The sequence below is a fragment of the Aminobacter sp. P4_H6_2 genome (genome assembly GCF_056400805.1).
In genome coordinates, this window is record NZ_JBFUKO010000059.1 from 1 (window position 1) to 21,335 (window position 21,335).

Annotated in this window: 21 protein-coding genes and 3 pseudogenes; 13 read left to right on the forward strand and 11 right to left on the reverse strand. The window is 62.5% G+C overall.

The window, feature by feature from the left end; genetic code table 11:
• Nucleotides 1-375 precede the first annotated feature (375 nt).
• Nucleotides 376-978: pseudogene (locus AC1DUU_RS07410) on the forward strand (methyltransferase family protein).
• Here AC1DUU_RS07410 and AC1DUU_RS07415 read toward each other — a convergent pair.
• Complete coding sequence (locus AC1DUU_RS07415) at nucleotides 975-1,871, reverse strand: LysR family transcriptional regulator (RefSeq protein WP_476782776.1); 897 nt, start codon at nucleotides 1,869-1,871, stop codon at nucleotides 975-977. The pseudogene AC1DUU_RS07410 and the gene AC1DUU_RS07415 sit on opposite strands and share 4 nt — an antisense overlap.
• A gap of 32 nt (nucleotides 1,872-1,903) precedes the next feature.
• Nucleotides 1,904-2,878 (reverse strand): thioredoxin-disulfide reductase, encoded by a 975-nt coding sequence (trxB, locus tag AC1DUU_RS07420; protein WP_476782777.1) that lies wholly within the window; start codon nucleotides 2,876-2,878, stop codon nucleotides 1,904-1,906.
• 242 nt (nucleotides 2,879-3,120) lie between these two features.
• Here trxB and AC1DUU_RS07425 point away from each other — a divergent pair, with 242 nt between their 5' ends.
• The gene (locus tag AC1DUU_RS07425; RefSeq protein ID WP_476782778.1) at nucleotides 3,121-3,591 is read left to right on the forward strand and encodes an Lrp/AsnC family transcriptional regulator; all 471 of its coding nucleotides are present in this window, start codon (nucleotides 3,121-3,123) and stop codon (nucleotides 3,589-3,591) included.
• Between the two features lie 28 nt (nucleotides 3,592-3,619).
• On the opposite strand, the gene AC1DUU_RS07430 is transcribed toward AC1DUU_RS07425, so the two are convergent.
• The 3 genes from AC1DUU_RS07430 to greA form a co-directional block, all read right to left on the reverse strand.
• Nucleotides 3,620-4,474 (reverse strand): glycosyltransferase family 25 protein, encoded by an 855-nt coding sequence (locus AC1DUU_RS07430; RefSeq protein ID WP_476782779.1) that lies wholly within the window; start codon nucleotides 4,472-4,474, stop codon nucleotides 3,620-3,622.
• 59 nt (nucleotides 4,475-4,533) lie between these two features.
• Nucleotides 4,534-5,574 (reverse strand): glycosyltransferase family 4 protein, encoded by a 1,041-nt coding sequence (locus AC1DUU_RS07435; protein ID WP_476782795.1) that lies wholly within the window; start codon nucleotides 5,572-5,574, stop codon nucleotides 4,534-4,536.
• Nucleotides 5,575-5,663: 89 nt separating this feature from the next.
• Nucleotides 5,664-6,137: a transcription elongation factor GreA gene (gene greA / locus AC1DUU_RS07440; RefSeq protein WP_476782780.1), complete on the reverse strand. Its 474-nt coding sequence runs from the start codon at nucleotides 6,135-6,137 to the stop codon at nucleotides 5,664-5,666.
• Between the two features lie 285 nt (nucleotides 6,138-6,422).
• Between greA and AC1DUU_RS07445 the strand changes: the two genes are divergently transcribed.
• Complete coding sequence (locus AC1DUU_RS07445) at nucleotides 6,423-7,556, forward strand: PQQ-dependent sugar dehydrogenase (protein ID WP_476782781.1); 1,134 nt, start codon at nucleotides 6,423-6,425, stop codon at nucleotides 7,554-7,556.
• 57 nt (nucleotides 7,557-7,613) lie between these two features.
• Here AC1DUU_RS07445 and AC1DUU_RS07450 read toward each other — a convergent pair whose 3' ends face one another.
• The 4 genes and pseudogenes from AC1DUU_RS07450 to AC1DUU_RS07465 form a co-directional block, all read right to left on the reverse strand.
• The gene (locus tag AC1DUU_RS07450; RefSeq protein WP_476782782.1) at nucleotides 7,614-8,141 is read right to left on the reverse strand and encodes a tetratricopeptide repeat protein; all 528 of its coding nucleotides are present in this window, start codon (nucleotides 8,139-8,141) and stop codon (nucleotides 7,614-7,616) included.
• Between the two features lie 52 nt (nucleotides 8,142-8,193).
• The gene (locus AC1DUU_RS07455; RefSeq protein WP_476782783.1) at nucleotides 8,194-8,628 is read right to left on the reverse strand and encodes a tetratricopeptide repeat protein; all 435 of its coding nucleotides are present in this window, start codon (nucleotides 8,626-8,628) and stop codon (nucleotides 8,194-8,196) included.
• A 350-nt stretch (nucleotides 8,629-8,978) separates the two neighbouring features.
• On the reverse strand, nucleotides 8,979-9,659 hold the full coding sequence (locus AC1DUU_RS07460; protein ID WP_476782784.1) for a tetratricopeptide repeat protein: 681 nt from the start codon (nucleotides 9,657-9,659) through the stop codon (nucleotides 8,979-8,981).
• Between the two features lie 67 nt (nucleotides 9,660-9,726).
• Nucleotides 9,727-10,077: pseudogene (locus tag AC1DUU_RS07465) on the reverse strand (DMT family protein).
• 157 nt (nucleotides 10,078-10,234) lie between these two features.
• On the opposite strand from AC1DUU_RS07465, the gene AC1DUU_RS07470 reads away from it, so the two are divergent.
• The 5 genes and pseudogenes from AC1DUU_RS07470 (at nucleotide 10,235) to AC1DUU_RS07490 (ending at nucleotide 14,960) form a co-directional block, all read left to right on the forward strand.
• Nucleotides 10,235-10,660: a DUF3775 domain-containing protein gene (locus AC1DUU_RS07470; protein ID WP_476782785.1), complete on the forward strand. Its 426-nt coding sequence runs from the start codon at nucleotides 10,235-10,237 to the stop codon at nucleotides 10,658-10,660.
• A 215-nt stretch (nucleotides 10,661-10,875) separates the two neighbouring features.
• Nucleotides 10,876-11,619 (forward strand): extensin-like domain-containing protein, encoded by a 744-nt coding sequence (locus AC1DUU_RS07475; protein WP_476782786.1) that lies wholly within the window; start codon nucleotides 10,876-10,878, stop codon nucleotides 11,617-11,619.
• 345 nt (nucleotides 11,620-11,964) lie between these two features.
• A complete protein-coding gene (locus AC1DUU_RS07480) occupies nucleotides 11,965-12,759 on the forward strand; it encodes an extensin-like domain-containing protein (RefSeq protein ID WP_476782796.1) in 795 nt (264 codons plus the stop codon).
• A gap of 101 nt (nucleotides 12,760-12,860) precedes the next feature.
• A pseudogene (locus tag AC1DUU_RS07485) lies at nucleotides 12,861-13,564 on the forward strand (LssY C-terminal domain-containing protein).
• Between the two features lie 85 nt (nucleotides 13,565-13,649).
• The gene (locus tag AC1DUU_RS07490; protein WP_476782787.1) at nucleotides 13,650-14,960 is read left to right on the forward strand and encodes a hemolysin family protein; all 1,311 of its coding nucleotides are present in this window, start codon (nucleotides 13,650-13,652) and stop codon (nucleotides 14,958-14,960) included.
• Between the two features lie 191 nt (nucleotides 14,961-15,151).
• On the opposite strand, the gene AC1DUU_RS07495 is transcribed toward AC1DUU_RS07490, so the two are convergent.
• On the reverse strand, nucleotides 15,152-15,757 hold the full coding sequence (locus tag AC1DUU_RS07495; RefSeq protein WP_476782788.1) for an NADPH-dependent FMN reductase: 606 nt from the start codon (nucleotides 15,755-15,757) through the stop codon (nucleotides 15,152-15,154).
• Nucleotides 15,758-15,859: 102 nt separating this feature from the next.
• On the opposite strand from AC1DUU_RS07495, the gene AC1DUU_RS07500 reads away from it, so the two are divergent.
• Nucleotides 15,860-16,228 carry a winged helix-turn-helix transcriptional regulator gene (locus tag AC1DUU_RS07500; protein WP_476782789.1) on the forward strand — a complete coding sequence of 123 codons (369 nt, stop codon included), beginning with the start codon at nucleotides 15,860-15,862 and terminating at the stop codon, nucleotides 16,226-16,228.
• A 135-nt stretch (nucleotides 16,229-16,363) separates the two neighbouring features.
• On the opposite strand, the gene AC1DUU_RS07505 is transcribed toward AC1DUU_RS07500, so the two are convergent.
• Nucleotides 16,364-16,711 (reverse strand): acyl-CoA thioesterase, encoded by a 348-nt coding sequence (locus tag AC1DUU_RS07505; protein ID WP_476782790.1) that lies wholly within the window; start codon nucleotides 16,709-16,711, stop codon nucleotides 16,364-16,366.
• A gap of 190 nt (nucleotides 16,712-16,901) precedes the next feature.
• Here AC1DUU_RS07505 and AC1DUU_RS07510 point away from each other — a divergent pair, with 190 nt between their 5' ends.
• The 4 genes from AC1DUU_RS07510 to AC1DUU_RS07525 all read left to right on the forward strand — a co-directional run bounded on the left by AC1DUU_RS07510 (nucleotide 16,902) and on the right by AC1DUU_RS07525 (nucleotide 21,069).
• Nucleotides 16,902-18,518, forward strand: a complete 1,617-nt coding sequence (locus AC1DUU_RS07510; RefSeq protein WP_476782791.1) for a GMC family oxidoreductase — start codon at nucleotides 16,902-16,904, stop codon at nucleotides 18,516-18,518.
• Nucleotides 18,519-18,646: 128 nt separating this feature from the next.
• Nucleotides 18,647-19,858: a mandelate racemase/muconate lactonizing enzyme family protein gene (locus tag AC1DUU_RS07515; RefSeq protein ID WP_476782792.1), complete on the forward strand. Its 1,212-nt coding sequence runs from the start codon at nucleotides 18,647-18,649 to the stop codon at nucleotides 19,856-19,858.
• The gene (locus AC1DUU_RS07520) at nucleotides 19,855-20,772 is read left to right on the forward strand and encodes an NAD(P)-dependent oxidoreductase (protein ID WP_476782793.1); all 918 of its coding nucleotides are present in this window, start codon (nucleotides 19,855-19,857) and stop codon (nucleotides 20,770-20,772) included. Before AC1DUU_RS07515 ends, AC1DUU_RS07520 begins: the two co-directional genes overlap by 4 nt.
• A gap of 75 nt (nucleotides 20,773-20,847) precedes the next feature.
• Nucleotides 20,848-21,069: a DUF6500 family protein gene (locus tag AC1DUU_RS07525; RefSeq protein WP_476782794.1), complete on the forward strand. Its 222-nt coding sequence runs from the start codon at nucleotides 20,848-20,850 to the stop codon at nucleotides 21,067-21,069.
• The last annotated feature ends 266 nt before the right edge of the window (nucleotides 21,070-21,335 follow it).

Consider the following 21,335-nt stretch of genomic DNA (forward strand, 5'->3'; position numbering starts at 1 on the left):
GATTAAGGCGAACCTCCAGAGGGGAACACTCAAGGGCGCTAATGGGAGGAGGAACGCGCCCCGGAGATGATCAATATATGTGCTCATCATGCCCAACAAACAAGCATCTATTTTGCATCGCACGCATGCAAAAAGACGCAGGCTGTGGTCCAACAATGTTAGAAGCCGAATAGGACCAGATTTCATGCCAAAAATCGCATGTTATCGATGCTGCAGCGCACGCGAACGGGCCATTTCCCAACAAAAACCCGGAGAAATCTACGCTGCCGTGCGATGCTGGCAAAGCGGGCACGACGAGATCATTATTGCAGCGGAAGCCAAGCCAATAGGCAGCATGCCTGGGTTTCAGCCCTGCTGATGAAGAGGAATGCACGCTTGCGCAAACCATCCGCCATCCTCGGCAGCGCCGTCTTCTTCGCTGCAGCACCAGGCGTGGTCGCCGGCCACGTGCCTTGGCTTTTGACCGGCCGCTACGGCCTGCCCCTGGCACCCTAGCCGCTCGTCATCGCGGGCTCATGCCTCGCAGCCATCGGCCTTGGGGTGCTGATGCATGCCTTCGCCCGTTTCGCGCTCGACGGCCTGGGCACCCCTGCCCCGATCGCGCCGACCGATAGGCTCGTGATCGGCGGTGCCTACCGCCATGTCCGCAATCCGATGTATGTCGCGGTGGTGTCGGTCATCATTAGAGCGCCGCGCGTCCTCTTGGACGCGCAAAGGACGCTCTAACACTTGAAGTCTGCGCATCGTGCTTACCGAAAATCGAATCCGATTTTCGGGCCGATGCGCTGGCGCCAGGCGCTGATCTTCGCCCACTGGCCGCTCGCGGTCTATGCCGTGGTCATGGGTGCTGCGATGGCAACCTTCGTGCGCATCTACGAAGAGCCGGTTCTCGCCCGGCGCTACGGTGAGCAATACGAAACCTACCGCGCCAATGTTCCCGGCTGGCTGCCGCGCCTCACGCCATGGCGTGGAGACTAGAAAGCCCAGCTCCGCGCCTTGGCGATCACAAAATCGCGGAAAACATGCAGCTTGGCTTGATCGCGCATCGCATCGGGATAGGCGAAATAGGTGTCGAAGGACGGCACCTCCGTTTCAGGCAGAAGCTGCACCAGCCCGGCATCCTTGCCCACCACATAGTCGGGCAGCATGGCGATGCCGGCACCGGTCTGCACCGCCGTCTTGATCGACAGGATGTCGTTGATCTGCAGCGTCGGCACGCGCTGGCCGCCTTCAAAATCGCCCACCGTCTCAAGCCAGTTGAGCTCGCTCAGATGTGTCGGCACCGGCACGCCGAAAGTGACGATGCGATGGTTCGCGAGATCACCGATGGATTCGGGCTTGCCGTATTTGTTGACGTAGGCCGGCGAGGCATAGAGGTGGAAATGCACGGTGAACAACCGGCGCTGGATCAGGTCCGGCTGCTGCGGCTGGCGCAGGCGGATAGCGCAGTCGGCCTGGCGCATGGTCAGGTCCAACTCCTCATTGGCGAGGATCAGCTGAATGTGGATGTCGGGATAGAGCTCGAGGAATTCCTGGATGCGTTGCGTCAGCCAGCCAGCGCCAAGGCCGACAGTCGTCGTCACCTTGAGCACGCCTGAGGGCCTGTCCTTGGCCTCGGTCAGCCGGGTCTTGATCGTCTCGAGCTTCATCAAGACGTCATGCGCCGTACGAAACAGCATCTCGCCCTGTTCGGTCAGCACCAGCCCGCGCGCATGGCGGTGAAACAGCGGCACGCCGATGTCATGCTCGAGCGCGCTCACCTGTCGCGAGATCGCCGACTGCGACAGCCTCAGTGTCTCCGCCGCATGCGTGAACGACCCAGCCTCCGCCGCTGCGTGGAACACGCGCAACTTATCCCAATCCAACGCCATTTTTCCCCTCTTATGTAAGGCGTTTGGTCGGCCTATTCGGCCGCTTCGCGATGCACTTCAATTCCGGCCAGGTACTTCTCCGCCTCAAGTGCCGCCATGCAGCCCAGGCCTGCCGCAGTCACCGCCTGGCGGTAGATGTCGTCGGTCACGTCGCCGGCCGCAAACACGCCCGGAACGTCCGTGCGTGTCGAGTTCGGCGCCGTCCAGAGATAGCCGTTCGGCTTCTGCTTGAGCTTGCCGACGAACAGCTCGACCGCCGGCGCATGGCCGATCGCCACGAACACGCCGTCGGTCGCCATCTCGGTGATGGCACCAGTATGCACGTTCTTGAGCCGGACACCGTTGACTGAAGGCGGCATCGGCTTCTGTGCAGGAGCACCTACGATCTCTTCGACCGCGTGATCCCAGATCACCTTGATGTTGTCCTTGGCAAACAGCCGTTCCTGCAGGATGCGCTCGGCGCGGAAATGGTCGCGCCGGTGCACAACGGTCACCGTCTTGGCGAGGTTGGCGAGATAGAGCGATTCCTCGACCGCCGAATTGCCGCCGCCGACCACCACCACGTCCTTGCCGCGGTAGAAGAAGCCATCGCAGGTCGCGCACGCCGAAACGCCAAAACCCTGGAACACCTGTTCGCTCGGCAGGCCGAGCCATTTGGCCTGTGCGCCGGTGGCGATGATCACGGCGTCTGCGGTGTAGACAGTGCCGGAGTCGCCCTTGGCACGGAACGGCCGCACGTCGAAATCGACCTCGGTGATGATGTCGTTGATCATCTCGGTGCCGACATGTTCGGCCTGCGCCCGCATCTGTTCCATCAGCCAGGGGCCCTGGATCGGCTCGGCAAAACCGGGATAGTTTTCAACGTCGGTGGTGATCATCAGCTGGCCGCCCTGCTGCATGCCTGCGACGAGCATCGGCTTGAGCATGGCGCGCGCCGCGTAGATCGCCGCCGTATATCCGGCGGGACCCGAACCGATGATGAGAACTGGCGCATGTTTGGCGGACATCGAAGGGCCTTCATGGTCATTGGAAAAAGCAGCACCCCGTCAATACAGGCTGCGGATCGCCCCTAATCTAGGTGTTCACCCATACCCCGCGCAAGGCGGCAAGATGTTACTCCCCCGAAAGCTTGACCTTGGCGGAACTCGCCCCATGGCGAGCACCGATTTCTGCGCTTGGGCTTCCCAATGGCTGCGAGTAGTTTAATTACGTGAATGCGCAAGATTCTTGCGCGAGTCCCGGAGCACACATGCCCATCAAGGCCGATCTCGACGCCATCGACTGGAAGATCCTGCGCGAACTTCAAGACGATGGGCGGATGACCAATGTCGAATTGTCGCGCCGCGTCGGCATCTCGGCGCCGCCTTGCCTGCGCCGCGTCAAGCGCCTCGAGGATGAAGGCATCATCCAGCGCTACCGCGCTTTGCTCAACGCGCCGGCACTTGGCATGGACGTGGTCGCTTTTTGCCTCGTCGGTCTCAACCGCCAATCCGAGGTCGACCTCAAAGCCTTTGCCGACCGCACGCGCGGCTGGCCAATCGTGCGCAGCGCCTGGATGGTCTCGGGCGAATCGGACTTCATGCTGCACTGCCTCGCCCCTGACCTCGGCACGTTCCAGACCTTCGTCATCGAGGAACTGACCTCTTCGCCGAATGTCGACACAGTGCGCACGGCACTTACCATCCGCCAGGTCAAGGATGACGGGCCGGTGGCGATCTAGCCGCTGCTCACGGCCATTGGCTGGCTCACTACGAGCATCGGTTCCTCTCGCCACCCAATGTGATCGGAACCGAGCGGAATACCGACTCGCGCTTGAAGATACGGGCGGCCTTGCGCAGGGGAGCCATGATATCTTGTCCGACGCGCTTGATTTCCCGCCACACCCTGGCCATGCCGCGCAGCCTCACGGATTTGGGATGGTTGCGATGGAAGCGCAGCCGCTCGCCGTCGATCTGGCTTGAAAGCCCGCTGCCTGCTGCCGCCTTCACGCCGGGTGCTGCCATATGCTRCACACAGATCGCGGGGCTGAGCTGCAGCACGGTCAATTCGTCCAGCAGCCCGAGTTCGCGGGAAAAAAGGATCAGGTCGACCGGCTCGCAATGCTTCGCCGTGTAGGTAAGCAGCTGCACGGCCACCTTCTTCGAGATGAAATAGCCGGCGGTGCCGAAATGCCGCGACTTGAGCCGCCTCAATTCGTGGCCATGTGGTTGCCCCCAGACGGCAGCCGACATTTCGAGCTCGTTCAAGAAGGTCTCGGCCTTCACCAAATCCGCGCCCTTGGGAATCCAGTTCGCGCTTTGCAAAAATAGCGGCGCGTCGGCGGCGAGATGGATGTCGTCCTCGGCCACGAATGCCCATTCGTCGGCTCCTTGGACAATCAGTTCCCAGACCTTGCGATGGCTGAGCATGCAGCCGATTTCCGGCGGCGACAGCGATTTTTGACCGGAGGAAAGTGCGCGCCAGCGATCCATCTCGGCCTCATCCAGCCTGGACGCATCGACCGCCGCCACGCGGATGAGATCGAGCCCCTTGCCGTCAATCTGCTGCATGAACCACAACAGCCGCTCGGCAGCCCGGTCGAGGTTGATCAGGTAGATCTTCATTCGCGCTCCCCACCCGACGCAGCGCCGATTTGGTGTGATATCGACAGGCTGGTGTCGTGCTAGCCGTTCGCCCACACCTGGTCATAGACCTCGCGCAGCCCAGCCGCCTCGTTCTCAAGCCGAAACCGCTTGGAGACGTCCTCAAGCCCGGCAGCGCCATGCGCTTCGGCAAGGGCCGGATCGGCGAGATAGGGCCTGATCGCCTCACGCAAGGCGACACCATCGCCAGCGGCAACAAAGGCGCCGGTCACGCCTGGTGTGACGATCTCGGAATAAGAGCCGGCATCGCTTGCAACCACGGCCGTGCGCGAGGCCATCGCCTCCAGCGGCGTCAGGCCAAAACCTTCATTGCGCGACGGCGCGACGTAGAGGCGCACCCGCCGATACCACACGGCAACGTCGGGCACTTCGCCAAGCAGCAGGATCCGCTCCGAAAGCCCAGCCGCGGCGATCCGCTGCCTGAGTTCGTCGGCGAAGCCCTTGTGCTCTGATGTCACCCGGCCGGTGATGACAGCAGTCCATTCCGGATGCTGGGGCAGAAGCGATATCATCGCGTCGACGAACAGGTCGGTCCCCTTCGAATGCCGGACGCGGCCGAAGCAACCGATCGCATATCTGCCGGGCAGGCCGGCAGCGGCGAATTCATCGTCAGTCGTGCGCGGGGGATGGAATTTGTCGAGATCGACGCCGTGCATCACCACCTTGTGCGGCACTTCGAGAAAACGCCCCGACAACCGACTTGTCGCGATCACGCCGTCCATCTGGCGGATCAGCCATTTGGTGAAGGCCCTGTGGTCGCGCTGCGCGGCGGAGGTGAAAACCAGCCTGAGCTGCGCCCGAAAGATGTGACGAAGGACAAGCCCGGCCACCATTTCTGTATTGCGCCGCGCGTGCCAGATGCGCGGGCGCCTGGAAGCCGGCCGCTTGAGCAGCGATGGCAATTGCCACCAGCGCATCTTGGGCAGGGTCTCGGGCAGGCCGGGCCCGCACACGGCAATGCCCAGATCGCGCGCCTGTACCGGCACCAGTTGCACGATGGTGCTGGTGACGCCTGAAAGCCGTTTTTTGAGATTGGGCGCGAGCACCTCGATGCGCGCCATGCCGACCGCGCCGGATTTTTCGGCGCGGTCGGCAGTCTCGATCTTCTTTGCCTGGTCCGGCATGGCGACGGCCAATGCCGTTCCGCGCCTCAGATGAACTGCACCTGGACGATCTCGTAGCCACGTGCGCCGCCCGGCGCGTTGACCTCGATGGCGTCGCCCACTTCCTTGCCGATCAGCGCACGCGCAATCGGCGAGGAGATCGAAATGCGACCCGACTTCACGTCGGCTTCCTGGTCGCCGACGATCTGATAGGTCTTCTTTTCCTCGGTGTCGTCGTCGAGGAGAACAACCGTAGCGCCGAACTTGATCTTGTCGCCATTGAGCTTGGTGACGTCGATCACCTCGGCGCGCGCTATATAGTCCTCGAGCTCGTTGACCCGGCCCTCATTGAGGCTCTGCGATTCTTTCGCCGCGTGATATTCGGCGTTCTCCGAAAGATCGCCATGCGAGCGTGCCTCGGCGATGGCCTCGATGATGCGCGGACGCTCTTCCTGCTGGCGCCAGCGCAGCTCTTCCTTCAGCGCGACGAACCCACCCGCCGTCATCGGAACCTTGTTCATAGTCGACCTCTCCTGGCCTTTGCCGCGCGGCTTGCCTGTTGTTGCCGCGAGGCACAAAAAAAGAAAACGGTCCGGCAGCCTCGCTAACGGAACCGTCTCACCTCTATCTCCGGCGAATATAGCAATCCTGACGCAGAATTCACGTCAAAAAATTCGTTTGCCACCATTGAGCTGTTGGTAGCGAAAACCTGGCGCCGCTTTCCTTCACCCGCTTGTGATTGAAACTGCACCGCTTTGATGCTCTGTCATGGTTGCCGCTCCCGTCTTTGCACCTATGTCGGACCAATGACCTTGAAGCCTTGTCTCTACGCGCTCGCCTTCATGCTTCTTGTTTCGCCAGCCCTTGCCCTGGGCCGCGATGTTGACACGCAAAAGGTCAAGCTTCGCGCCGATGTCGTAACAAAAGACCTCGAACACCCCTGGGGGCTCGCCTTCCTGCCCGATGGTGGCGCTCTCATCACCGAGCGGCCCGGCCGCATTCGCATCCTCACCAAATCTGGCCTGTCAAAACCTGTGGCAGGCGTGCCCAAGGTCGCGGTCGGCGGCGAAGGCGGGTTGCTCGACATCGCGATTGCGCGCGATTTCGAAAAATCCGGCACGATCTTTTTTGCCTATGCCGAGCCGGGCAAAGGCGGCGCAAGCACGGTGGTCGCCCGCGCCAGGTTGGTGCGCCACGGAGCCAATCCCCGCCTCGAAGAGATCAAGGTAATCTTCGCCGTCACACCGAAATCGCAAGCCAGCGTGCATTTCGGCTCGCGGATCGTCGTTAACGACGATGGCACGCTGTTCATCACCACAGGCGACCTTGGCCAGCGCGACCGCGCCCAGGATATGCACGACGCCGCAGGCGCGGTTGTCCGCATCAAGCCCGACGGCTCAATTCCCGCTGACAACCCCGCGCCCGACGGCAAGAAAATGGCGCCCGAGATATGGTCGAAAGGTCACCGCAACATCCAGGGCGCGGTCATCGATCCGGTGATGGGCGGCCTGATCACCGTCGAACATGGCGCCAAGGGCGGCGACGAGGTCAACCATCCCGAAGCTGGCAAGAACTACGGCTGGCCGGTCATCACCTACGGCGTCGACTACAACGGCAAGAAAATCGGCATCGGAACCGCAGCACCCGGCTACGAACAGCCGCTTTTTTACTGGGATCCTTCGATCGCCCCTTCAGGTCTTGCGAGCTATCAAGGGGAGATGTTCCCCGAATGGAAGGGCGACCTTATGGTCGGTGCGCTCAAATTCGAGCTGCTGAGCAGGCTTCACCGCGACTCCAAGGGCACGATCCTGAGTGAGGAGCGCATGTTCGAAGGCGCCTTCGGCCGCATCCGCGATGTCGTGGTTGCCCCCGATGGCGCGGTCTGGCTTTTGACGGACGAGGACAATGGCATGATCGTGCGCCTGTCGAGGGCGGATTAGGGCAGTAGCGAAATGAGCCTCACTGCCCTACCGCCTTATTGCCCTACTGCCTATTAGTTAGCCCCTCAAATACGCCTCGATGTTTTCCTCCAGCATGCCGTATTCGCGGCAGCCTTTGCCGCAGCGCTTTTCGATTTCCGATAGCTGCACGCGTGCGGCGGCAACGTCGCCGAGCATCAGATGGGCCTCGCCCATATATTCGCGCACCAGCGTGTAGTCGGGATTGTTGCGCAGCGCTTCCTGGTAATAGCCAAGGCCGACCAGCACGCGCCCTGCCTTGCGATGGGAATAGCCGAGATAGTTGAGAATGCGCGCGTCGGTCTTGTCGGCGGCAAGCGTCAGCACCTTGATCGCCTCGTCATACTTGCCGTTCATGGCAAGCGCGCGGCCGGTTTCATAGATGCTGTTGTCGTCGATCATGCCTGCCTTGGCAGGTTCGCACTTCTGCGTCTTCTTGTTGTAGATGAAACCAGCTTTGCACGCAGGCGGGGTCGAGCCACCGCTGTCGGCCGCTAGCACCGGCGCTGCAAACAACGGCAGCGCCACCACGGCACCTGCCACAAGCATCAGATATCGGGACTGCATCGCCACCTCCTGAGATTGCCCATACGTAAGCTAACGCATTTCGGTCGACGTTTCATCCAGGGTGAGATGCAATCGGCACTGAGGGACGGCGAGCAATCGTCGCCATCCCGCCGGAGTAAAGCCTCACCCCCTTCAGATAGGTCTCAATCTGTTCCGACAGCAGGCCGTATTCGCGGCAGCTCGTCCCGCAGCGCTGTTCAATTTCGTTCAGCTGCAGCCGCGCGCCGGCGACATCGCCAAGCGTCAGGTGAGCTTCGCCCAGGTATTCGCGGACGGGCATGTAGTCGGGATCGTTGAGGATCGCTTCCTGATAGTATCCCAACCCGACGAGAATCCGGCCGGCCTTGCGGTGGGAGTAGCCGAGATAGTTGAGAATGCGCGCGTCGGTCTTGTCGGCGGCAAGCGTCAGCACCTTGATCGCGTCGTCATACTTGCCGTCCATGGCGAGCGCGCGACCAGCCAGATAAAGGCTATTGTCGTCGATCATGCCCGCCTTGGGCCGTTCGCATTTTTTGGTTCTTGCGTTGTAGATGAGACCTGTACGGCATTTGACCTGGGTACTACCGCCGCCGCCTCCCCCACCGCCTCCGCCTCCTCCGCCTCCACCGCCGCCGTCAGCCGATAGGACAGGAATTGCGAACAACGGCAGAGACACGAGCGTGCTTGCCAGAAGCTTCAGATATCGGACTTGCATGGTTAACCTCCACCATTGGGCCCCTCGGCGAGGTCAACGCGCTGGCGGCGGCATTTCGTCCGGCCAGAGCACCAGAAACGATGAGCGCCCGCAGTTTTCGATTTCGACAGCGAAAGAACCGCGGGCGCGCCTGGGCTAGAATCCTAGGTCTTCACGTAGCTGTGGATCTGTTCCGACAGCAGGCCGTATTCGCGGCAACTGATACCGCAGCGATTGGCAATCTCGGTCAGCTGCGCCCGAGCACCCGCGACATCGCCAAAGGTCAGATGCGCTTCGCCGAGATATTCGCGGACGGGCATGTAGTTGGGATCGTTGAGGATCGCTTCCTTGTAGTAGCCCAAGCCGACCAGCGTTCGCCCGGCCTTGCGATGCGAATAGCCGAGATAGTTGAGGATGCGCGCGTCGGTCTTGTCGGCGGCGAGCGTCAAAACCTTGATCGCATCGTCATATTTGCCGTCCATGGCAAGCGACCGGCCAGCCAGGAACAGGCTCTCGTCGTCGATCATGCCGGCCTTTGGATGTTCGCATTTCTTGCTTCTGATGTTGTAGATAAAGCCCGTACGGCATTTGACCTGGCCGCCACCATTGCCGCTGAAGATACCGCCGCTGCCGAAGAGACTGCCGCCGCTGCCGCCGGACGTGCCATTTCCACTGCCACCGCCGCCGGACATGCCATTTCCACCGCCGCCACCACCGCCGCCACCACCGCCTCCTCCACCGCCTCCGCCTCCACCGCCTCCGCCACCGGACGAAAGCACGGGAGCAGCAAACAGCGGCAATGACACGAGCACACTTGCCAGGAGTTTCAGATATCGGGTTTGCATGGTTTAACCTCCACCATTGCGTCCCCTCGGCGAGGTCAACGCGCTGGCGTCGGCATTTCGTCCAACATCAGCCGCGGAAAATCAGCGCCGCTCCACCGGCGATCAAGGCAAAGCCCATCGCGTGGTTCCAGGTGATGCCTTACTTGAGGTAGAACACCGAGAAGATGACGAAGACGGAAAGTGTGACCACTTCCTGTATCGTTTTCAGCTCGGCTGCCGAATAAACCTCGTGGCCGACGCGGTTGGCCGGAACCGCGAGCCAGTATTCGAAGAAGGCAATCAGCCAGCTGAAAATGACGGCCGCATAGAGCGGAGCCGCCTTGAATTTGAGATGCCCGTACCACGCGAAGGTCATGAACACGTTGGATGCGATGAGCATCAAAACGGGAAGAACCTTGGGCGAAAGCAGCATAGCCATTGGGGAAATACCGGATGGAGGGGGGAGGAAGGCGCGCTATTTCCGCCTCTCTTGAAGTCATGTCAACCATAACAACCACGCCGCGAATATCCAGGCAGTGACGTTGCCGCCAAATGCGCTATCATCGGTGCGGGGGAAGGCAACCAGGAGCACGCTCGTGCAGCAGCGGCGCGAAAAGGAATGGGACCTGTCCATCGGACCGGACACCGTCCGGCTGTTCATCCTCAAGGCCAAGGCGATCAGCGCCGGCGTCAACGAGGACTACGAGGACGGCGCCGAGCACGAGATCGAATATGACGGCGGCACCCGCGACAATCATCATCACGACGGGCTCGCCGAGGAAGAGGAAGAAAACCTCACCGAAAAAGAGCTGCACGAGCTGATCAGCGACCTCAATGTCGATGAGGCGGCCGAACTCGTGGCGCTGGCCTGGCTCGGCCGCGGTGACTACGACGCGTCGGAGTGGCAGGACGCCGTCGCCGAAGCGCGGGCGCGCAGCAACCGGCGCACGGCCAAATACCTGCTTGGCATGCCGATGCTGGGCAACTGGCTCGAAGAAGGTCTCGACGCGCTGGGGGCCTGACCTGCCCATTTCGACCCTTCGGTGACACCGACGTCACCGAAAGTGATGCGATGCGCCCGGCCTTGCAGGCAACCGGTCAGGGGTGCTCGCCGTTGACGGCGATGCATTTCAGCAGACCTCACCGCTCATCGCTGTTGTTGATCATCGCTCTGGCGACCTTGCCACAGCTAGCCTACGCTCGCCCGAAAGCGATCAACCTGCCTGAGCGAGGCCCGGTGCCCCAATTCGCGCCCGCTCCCGCCGTGCCGATGCCCTCGCCTGTCACCAAGCCTCCCGAACAGGCCTCGGTCCCAATTCCGCAGGCCCGCCCCGGCTCGCCCAAGGCCGCGCCCTTCTTGCCGGACAAGGGATTCATCGGTCCTCCCGCGCCCAAGATGCTGCCCGACCAGCGCTCGAATGCTCCCCGGCCAGCCGCCATGCCCATCGAAGAGACAGCCTGCCGCACGCGCCTGAAGGTACTCGGCGCCGAGTTCGAAGAATTTGCGCCGCAGCACGATGCCGACGGTTGCGCCCTGCCCTTTCCGCTCAAGCTGAAGCGGCTGTCCCGCTCGATCGACATCGAGCCCGACGCGGTCATCAACTGCGCCACCGCAGAAGCCACGTCTCGCTTCGCCACCGATGTCATCTCTCCAGCCGCAAAGACCGAATTCGGCGAAGATCTGACAACGATCGGCCAAGCCTCGGCCTATGTCTGCCGGCCGCGCAACGGCACCAGAAAACTGTCCGAACATGCCTTCGGCAATGCGCTCGACATTGCCCGCTTCACCCTTTCCAAGGGCACCGCCATCGAGGTCGAACCGGCCCCACCCGAAAAGAACGCGACGTTTCTGGCTTCAATCCGCAAAGCTGCCTGCGGTCCGTTCAAGACGGTGCTCGGCCCCGGCAGCGACGCCGACCATTCGCTGCACTTCCATCTTGATCTCGCGCCCCGGCGCAATGGTGGCACGTTTTGCCAGTGACGCCCCATTTCCGCCGCAGCCGTAAATGGGGCCGCTGATCTTTCCTTTACCCTTGCCAGCTAGACTCTAGCCCTACCGGGACAGGAGCCTCGCATGGCCGCAGATTCGCGCGCCGCCATCGCAACCACCACATCGCAGCGTGGCACCTCGCGCCAGCGCGCCCTGCTGCTCGCCACAACGCTGGTGATCGCAGGCCTTGGCACAAGTTCCTGCACCACCGGCGACGTCTTCGCGCTCCAGCCGGCCGTCGATGTCGGCTCGCAGACAGCCTCCTTGCCCGTGGTCGAGGTAGCACCCCAATCGGTGCCTGTGGCCATGGCTGCAGCGCCGCAGCCAGACATGGCGATGATGGCCACCGCACCCCAGGCCATCGAGCCGACGCTCGACGCCCAGGCGCAATCCATGCCCGAGATCACCGCTGCCGCGCCGCCACCCGCACAGACCGTTGCTGCGCCACGGCCCGTCCAGACCGCGGCCCTTGTCCCGGCGCGCGGGCTGCAGRCATTGGTGCCGTCCAATCCCCAAATGGTCGCCTATCCCAAGCTCGACGATCCCTCGGAGCGGCCGCAGACAGCACCGATGCGGCCCGCCGTCATGCCAGCCGACGAGGTCGACTGCCGCGCCGACTTGAAGAAGCTCGACGTGCAATATCGCGACCTGCCGCCGATCAGTGACGGTGCTGCCTGCGGCATCGACTACCCGGTCAAGGTCTCGGCCATCGGCTCGGTACAGATGAAGCCCGCCGCTACCGTCACATGCGCCATGGCGGCGAGCTTCGCCGCCTGGACCAAGCGCGACCTGGTGCCGGCGGCGCGCCTGCGCTACTTCTCCGGCGTCAAGACCATCCACCAGGGTTCGAGCTATTCCTGCCGCAAGATCGCCGGTTCGCGGACCTTGTCAGAACACGGCAAGGGCAACGCGCTCGACATCATGCGCATCGAGCTCAACAGCGGCCGCGACATCGACGTCAAGAAGCCCGGCCTGTTTGCCTTCCGCACCCGCGGCTTCCTCAACACCATTCGCGCCGACGGCTGCAGCTATTTCAACACCGTGCTTGGCCCCGGCTACAATTACGACCATCGCAACCACTTCCATTTCGACATCAAACAGCGCCGAAACGGCTATCGCGCCTGCCGCTAAACTCGATTACCTGCCGATGGGGCTAAACCAACCCAGGATTTGCCCCTTCATCGAATTCGCGATAGAAAGTCGGTTCAATCCATTTGCGACGGCTGCATCCGATGGCGGGGAAACTGCGTAGACAGGCGACCCTGTGGTTTGCGGCCCTTTGTGCGGCCTATCTTGGGCTTGYCTATTTCGCCGCCCCCGAATTCTGGTCCTTCCACATCCTGCGCGACGACCTCAAGCCCGCCGCCCTGATGACGACCACCCCTGACGGCATTCCCGGCGACCCCATCAATGTCAGCCTGGTGGGCACGGAAGAAGATGTCATCGAGGCCTTCGCTGCTGCCCACTGGGACCGCGCAACCAGCCTATCCGTGAAATCCGACATCAAGATCGGCGAAAGCGTGCTGCTTGACCGGCCTGACGTCAACGCCCCTTTTCAACGCTGCTGTTTGACGGTCGCCGCGAGGACCTCGCCTTCGAAAAACCGGTTGGCAAAAGCGCTGACCAGCGTCACCACGTCCGCCTCTGGGTGACATTTACGCCGGGTACTGACGGCCGGCCGACGTGGTACGGTTCGGCGAGCTTCGATCGCGGCGTCGGCCTCAGCCACGACACCGGCCAAATCACGCACCACATCGCGCCCGACATCGACGCCGAACGCGATTCGCTGATCCACGATCTCACCGCTGCCGGACAAACCGAGGCAGTCAAGACGATACCCGGCATAGGCTTCACAAGCGCCGGTCGTAACGGCGGTGGCGATCCCTACTTCACTGACGGCAAGGTGCTGATGGCGGTTCTTGTACCCCACAAGTAGCGCTGCCATCGCCACAGCACTGCCAAACTGTATTTTCGCTGCCGTCCTTTCGAAGGGGCAGAAGGAATGCTATGCAGCGACCATCATGTTATATGCTGAAATCGGTATCGTGGTCGTCCTCATCTGTGTGAACGGCCTTCTGGCAATGTCCGAGCTTGCCATCGTTTCTTCCCGCCCGGCGCGCCTCAAGGCGATGATCGACCGCAACATCAAGGGTGCAGGACGCGCACTCGACCTCGGCGCCAACCCGGGCAAGTTCCTGTCGTCGGTGCAGATTGGCATCACGCTGGTCGGCGTGCTGTCAGGCGCCTTTTCCGGCGCAACGCTCGGCCAGCGGCTGAGCGGCATGCTTGCAGAGTACGGCCTGCGCGCCGGTCTCGCCGATGCGCTCGGTGTCGGCATCGTCGTCGCCGTCATCACCTATGGTTCTCTGATCATCGGCGAACTGGTGCCCAAGCAAATCGCCCTGCGCGACCCCGAGGGTGTCGCCGTCCGTGTCGCGCCCGCAATGGCGCTGCTTGCCAAGATCGCAGCCCCGCTGGTCTGGCTGCTCGACATTTCCGGCCGTTCGGTGCTGTGGCTGCTTGGCCAGCGCGGCGAGAGCGAGGAAAAGGTCACCGACGAGGAGATCAAGATGCTGGTCGCCGAGGCCGAGCATCACGGCACCATCGAATCCGACGAGCGCCGCATGATCGCCGGCGTCATGCGCCTGGGTGACCGCGCCGTGCGCGCCGTCATGACCCCGCGCACCGAGGTCGACTGGATCAATCTCCAGGCCGACGAGGCTGTCACCCGCAAGCTTCTGATGGAAACCCAGCATTCGCGCCTGCCGGCCGGCGAAGGTTCGGTCGACGCCATGGTAGGCGTGATCCAAAGCCGCGAGTTGCTCGCCTCGCTGCTCGCTGGCCGCGCCTTCGATCCGCGCAAGCACGTGCGCACAGCCCCCATCGTCCACGATCAGGCCGATGCGCTCGACGTGCTCGCCACGCTCAAGCAGTCCGATGTGCCGATGGCGCTGGTCCATGACGAATACGGCCATTTCGAAGGCGTCGTTTCGCCAGCCGACATTCTAGAGGCCATCACCGGCGTGTTCCGTTCCGACCTCGATGAGGACGATGTCGACAACGCCGTCCAGCGCGAGGACGGCTCCTGGCTGCTCGCCGGCTACATGCAGGCCGACGAAATGGCCGACCAGCTCAACATYGACCTGCCGGAGAACCGCGACTACGAGACCGTCGCCGGCTATGTGCTGTCGCACATGCACCACCTGCCCGCGACCGGCGAATGCGTCGATGCGCAGGGCTGGCGTTTCGAGGTCGTCGATCTCGACGGCCGCCGCATCGACAAGGTTTTGGCTTCCCGCCTGCCCGGCAGCCAGCGCGAGCCGGTAAGGTAGGGTATTCGCTATGCTACGCCTGGACCGCTGAGAGCTATTCGGCCAGCGGTCGATCATTGTCCTGGACCGCCACCGATATTCAACCGTCACGACATGGCAACTGCTCCGGCGGTTCAAGTCACCCGACCCACAGGCATGAAAAAAGGGCGGCACAAGGCCGCCCGGAAATTCCTTGGGAGGAAACTTGCTGCTCAGGCTGCCTTGGCTTCTTCGGCAAGCACGTCAGCTTCACGCGCGATCTTCAGCGCCTTCGCCCACCAGGTGATCTCTTCGATCAGCCCGTTGGCCGCCTGGTTGAGATGTTCGAAGTCGGAAAGCTTCTTTTCACCCTGGCGAACCGCCAGGAAGTCAGCCCAGACGATGTGGACGGCGGCCTTTGTCGGCGCCATCTGCAATTCCACCGCATGCATGCGCAGCTGCTCGACGGCACGTGCGCCACCGACGCCGCCATAACCGACGAAGCCGGCGGGCTTCTTGTTCCACTCCTTGGCGGCATAATCGAGCGCGTTCTTCAGCACGGCGGTCGGGCCATGATTGTATTCGGCGGCGGTGAAGATGAAGCCGTCGAACTCGGCGACCTTCTTTTGCCAGCGCTGGGCAACCTCATTCTGGGACGGCACCCAGGCGGACGACGCCACTTCATCGAAGAAGGGCAGCGGGAAATCTCTTAGGTCAACGATTTCGACCTCGATATCGCCGTGGGATTTTGCGATCTTGGCAATCCACTCGACTGGCGTGTCTGCAAAGCGTGCGGCGCGCGTCGAGCCGACGACGATGGCAATCTTGGGTTTGGACATGGCAGGAACCTTTCGGGCGTGAGTATCGGAGCGATACTGGTAACTAATGGATACCGACGCTATATAGGTGACTGAAAAACCCCTGCACAAGGAGGCACTTTTTTGATACCGAGGCACCCGCACCGCACCGAGGATTGCCGCGCCGTCAGCGATATCCTGCAGCGTGTCGGCGACAAATGGACCGTGCTCGTCGTCGGCAAGCTCGGCGACGGACCGATGCGTTTCAACGAGTTGCGCCACGGCGTCGGCGGCATCTCGCAAAAGATGCTGACCACCACGCTGCGCGGGCTCGAACGCGACGGCTTTGTCACCCGCACCGTATTTCCCACAATCCCGCCGCGCGTCGATTATGAACTGACCGATCTCGGCCGCGAGCTGCTCGTTCCCGTCAACGCACTTGGCGAATGGGCGCGCCTCAACCAGCGCCGCGTCGCCGAGGCACGGACGAAGTTCGACGCGGCGGCGGTGTAGACCAGCGTTTGAAGTGCGTCCTTCGAGGCTCGCCCTTCAACGCCGCGCGTGATTGTTCAGGGCGGTGTCGGGCTCGCACCTCAGGATGAGGACCCTCGGAGCTTCGTAGTCGCCAGGCTTTGAAATCTCAGTGCCTTAACGAAAAGAGCTCAAAGAAGGCCGCGCGGCGGTCCTCATCCAGAGGTAGCGCTGCGCCCAGGCTTCGACCTTAAGCGTCATCGAGGTGCGGCCGACGCGCTCGACATGGGTGTAGATGCACAGCGTGTCGCCGATCTTCATCGGCTTGGCGAAGGCCATCTCCTTGACCGCCGCCGTCACCACGCGGCCCCGCGCTCGCTCGGCGGCGCGGATGCCGCAGGCAAGGTCCATCTGCGCCATCACCCAGCCGCCGAAGATGTCCCCGGCAGCGTTGGCGTCCGATGGCATGGCCAGCGTCCTGAGTGTCAGTTCGCCGTGCGGCCGGCCGTCCGCATATTGCACCATCGCCTCACTCCAGGATTCGCATGTTGTAGCTCAACCCGTATCGTCCGGGCCGCGCGGGCGTCAACACCGCTTGGCCTGTCAAAAGCCGTCGCATATTTCACAGGCCATGCCGTAACCTCCGGTGATGCTCGCCCGGGCCGGCGCTAGTCTTGCTCCGACATCAAATGCCATCCGGGCGGCCAGCGTTCCCATGCAGACTTACGATTTCATTGTTGTCGGCTCTGGCTCTGCTGGTTCTGTCGTTGCCGAGCGCCTTTCCGCAAGCGGCCGCCACTCCGTACTGGTGCTCGAAGCAGGCGGCAGCGACCGACGTTTTTTCGTCCAGATGCCGCTCGGCTACGGCAAGACCTTCTTCGACCCTGAAGTGAACTGGAACTACGCCGCCGAGCCCGATCCCGGCCTTGCCGGCAATGCCGATCACTGGCCGCGCGGCAAGATCCTGGGCGGATCGAGCTCGATCAACGCCATGGTCTGGATCAGGGGTGCGGCCGAGGATTTCGACGCATGGCGCGACGCCGGCAACCCCGGCTGGGGCTTTGACGACGTGCTGCCCGCATTCAAGGCGATCGAGGACAACGAAGCCGGCGGCAACGCACTGCGCGGCAGCGGCGGCCCGATCCACGTCACCGACAACAGGAAGAAAGTTCATCCGCTCACCAAGCGCTTCCTTGCGGCCGGACAGCAGGCGGGTCTTGCGCTGAATCAAGACTTCAACGGCCCCTCGCAAGAGGGTGTCGGTGTTTATCAAATCACCACCAGGGGTGGTCGCCGCATGTCGGCAGCGCGCGGCTTCCTGCATCCGGCCATGAAGCGCCCCAATGTGCGGGTCGAGACCGGTGCGCTGGCAACAAAAATCCTGTTCGAAGGCAAACGCGCCGTCGGCGTCGAATATCTGCAGAACGGCAAGACACTCACCGCCCGCGCCGGCAAAGAGGTCATCTTGTGCGGCGGCTCGGTCAACTCGCCTCAGCTGCTGCAGCTTTCCGGCGTCGGCCCGGCGGTGCTGCTAAGCGAGCTCGGCATCCCCGTCGTCCATGCCCAAGAACATGTCGGCCGCAATCTGCAGGACCACCAAGGCATCAACTACACCTGGAAGGCCAAGGTGCCGACGTTGAACCAGATCCTGCGCCCCTGGTGGGGCAAGCTTCTGGTCGGCATGCAATATCTCGCTTTGCGCACCGGCCCGCTGTCGATGAGCATGAACCAGGGCGGCGGCTTCTTCCGCTCCGACCCTGCCCGCGCCCGCCCCAACATGCAGCTCTATTTCCAGGTCTTTTCCACCGTCCTGCCCAAATCAGGCGARCGGCCGATCCTGTCGCCCGACCCCTKCCCTGGCTTTTCCATCGGCCTGTCCAACTGCCGGCCCTCGAGCAGAGGCGAGATCATGATCCGCTCGGCCGATCCGATTGTTCATCCCCGCATCACCGTCAACGCCTATTCGACCGAGACCGACGTCGCCGAGATGCTCGATGCGGTCAAATTCCTGCGCAAGCTGGCTTCTATGCCTGAGATAGCCGAGATAACAGCGGAAGAGGTTTTGCCAGGCCCCTCAATCACTTCCGACCCGGACTTGATTCAGGATTTCGCCAAGCGCTCGGGCACAGTTTACCACCCTGTCTCAACCTGCCGCATGGGGCCGGACCCGCGCACCTCCGTCGTCGACCCGCGCCTGCGCGTGCACGGGCTTTCCGGCCTGCGCGTCATCGACGCTTCGATATTCCCCGACAACATCACCGGCAACACCAACGCCGCGTCGATCATGACCGGCTGGAAGGGTGCGGAGATGGTGCTGGAGGATATGGGGTGAGCAGCCATGAGAACTCGCGCCGCCCCTCACCCTTACCCTCTCCCCGTAAAGGACGGGGAGAGGGAGGCGTCAGGCGGATGAGGGGCAGCGCCTAACGTCTACGATTTCACACGACCGGAGGAGCAACGATGAAAATCACCGACGTCAAAACCTTCGTGGTCAACAACCCGCCGCCCGGCATCGGCGGCAAGTACTTCATCTTCGTCAAGCTCACCACCGACGGCGGCGTGGTCGGTTATGGCGAGGCCTACAACGCCACCTTCTCGGCCCATGTCACGGCACGGATGATCGAGGACATGGCGGAGCGCTACCTGTTGGGACAGGACCCGCACGACATCGAAAACCTGTTTCGCCGCTGCTATTCCTCCGGCTTCACCCAGCGTCCCGACGTATCGGCCATGGGCTGCTTCTCGGCGCTGGAAATGGCCTGCTGGGACATCATCGGCAAGGAGGCTAACAAGCCGGTCTACAAGCTGCTCGGCGGCCAGGTGCATGAGACGCTGCGCTCCTACACCTATCTCTACCCGCATTCCGGCAGCGTCCACACCGAGGACGCAGCACCCAAGAACGTCTACAACGACCCTGACATGGCCGCCGAATGCGCAGCCCTTTACGTCAGCCAGGGCTTCAGCGCCGTGAAGCTGGACCCCGCTGGGCCATGGACCGCCTTCGACGGCCATCAGCCGCGACTGACCGACATCGACCTGTCGGTGCGCATGATGAAAGCCATCCGCGAGGCCGTCGGTACCCGCGCCGACATATTGTTCGGCACCCACGGCCAGTTCACCGCCTCAGGCGCTCTGCGCATGGCGCGCGCCATCGAGCCTTACGATCCGCTGTGGTTCGAGGAGCCGGTGCCGCCTGATATGCCCGAGGTGATGGCCGAGGTGGCGCGCGGCACCTCGATCCCGATTGCCACCGGCGAGCGGCTGACGACAAAATTCGAATTTGCGCGGGTCATCGAAAACCGCGCCGCCGCCATCCTGCAGCCCGATCTCGGCCGCTCCGGCGGCATCCTCGAAACCAAGAAGATCGCGGCCATGGCCGAGGCCTATCACATCCAGGTAGCACCGCACTGCTATTGCGGCCCGATCGTCGGCGCCGCCAACATCCAGCTCGCCGTCACGCTGCCGAACTTCCTCATCCTTGAATCGCTCAGGCAGTGGGAAGGCTTCCACGCCACGCTTTTGAAGAAAAAGATCGAATGGCAGGACGGCCACGTCATCCCCTCGAAGGAGCCCGGCCTCGGCGTCGAACTCGACGAGGCGGTGTGCGAGGCCAATCCCTATGACGGTCCCCATCTGCACCTGCAGATGGGGCAAACGCCGCTGATGCCATGACAGAACCCATCGCCTACGCCTTTATCGGCCTCGGCCATCTCGGCGGTCACCTCGCCGCAAGCCTGTTGCGCGAAGGCTTTCCGATCACCGTCTTCGATCGCGACCCGGCCGCCGTCGGCCGCCTTGTCGCGCTCGGCGCGACCGCAGCCATCAGCCCTGCCGACGCAGGAGCCCGCGCTGGCAACGCCATCACCTGCCTGCCCTCGCCCAGGGTCAGCGAAGCTGTGGTGGCCGGGGCGGACGGGCTGCTCGCCGGTTTGCCCAAGGGTGCCACCTGGATCGAAATGTCGACCAATGGCCGCGATGACATCCTGCGCCTTGCCGACCTTGCCGCTGAAAGCGGCGTCTACACGCTCGAATGCCCTGTAACCGGCGGCGTTCATCTCGCGGCTTCAGGCAACATCACAGCACTCGTCGGCGGCGACCCAGCCCTTTACGCGCGCCACCGCGCAGCCATCGAGGCTATGTGCGCACGCTCGTTCCTGATGGGGCCGATTGGTTCGGCAGCCGTGATCAAGGTCATCACCAACATGCTGGCCTTCATCCACCTGGTCGCCGCCGGCGAGGCACTGATGCTGGCCAGGAAAGGCGGGCTCGACCTCGCCCAGGCCTACCACGCGATCGCAGCCTCTTCCGGAAACAGCTTCGTACACGAGACCGAAAGCCAGCTCGTGCTCAATGGTTCCTACGACATCGGCTTCACCATGGATCTGGCGCTGAAAGACCTCGGCTTCGCGCTCGGCATGGCCAGTGAACTCGGCGTGCCTCTCGATCTCGCATCGCGCGTCACAGCCATCTTCGAGCAGGGCAAGGCAAACTATGGCGGCGACGCCTGGTCGACGATGATCGTCAAGCTTTTGGAAGACGCCACCCAAACCGATCTGCGCGCACCGGGTTTTCCGGCAAAGCTTTGATATGGCGGACGCCGGCCTTTGACTTGTTGCCTCACGAGAGGGAAAGCTGCCGAACGATTCGTCTGAGGATTTATTTTGAGAGCAGGCCTGAAGGCAAAGATACTGGACGTCTGCGAGCGCAAGATCGCCGCCAAGGGCCCCGATGTCGGGCTGTCGTTCTACGCGTTTTTCGCCAACAGGAACGACGACCCGGAACTATTGATGGAAGCCGCCGAATGGTGGATCCGTACCCACAAGCTCGACCATTTCGAAAAGGCGACGAAGATCCAGGCCATGGTCAGGGCGATGGGGGCCTAACCAGACTACAAGGAACCTGCCCCATGAATTTGCCCCTCACCCTTACCCTCTCCCCGTGAAAAACGGGGAGCGGGAGGCGTCGGCGTTGCCGCTTGTCCCTTCTCCCCGTCATTACGGGGAGAAGGTGCCGGCAGGCGGATGAGGGCAGTTCTATGAAATCAATCTCTTACACCGCTTTTCCGACTCATTCTCCTAACCGCCCGACTCAGCACCTTACCTTCAGCACCTTCGGCAACATCTCGAATGTCGCTGGAATATGCCCAGGC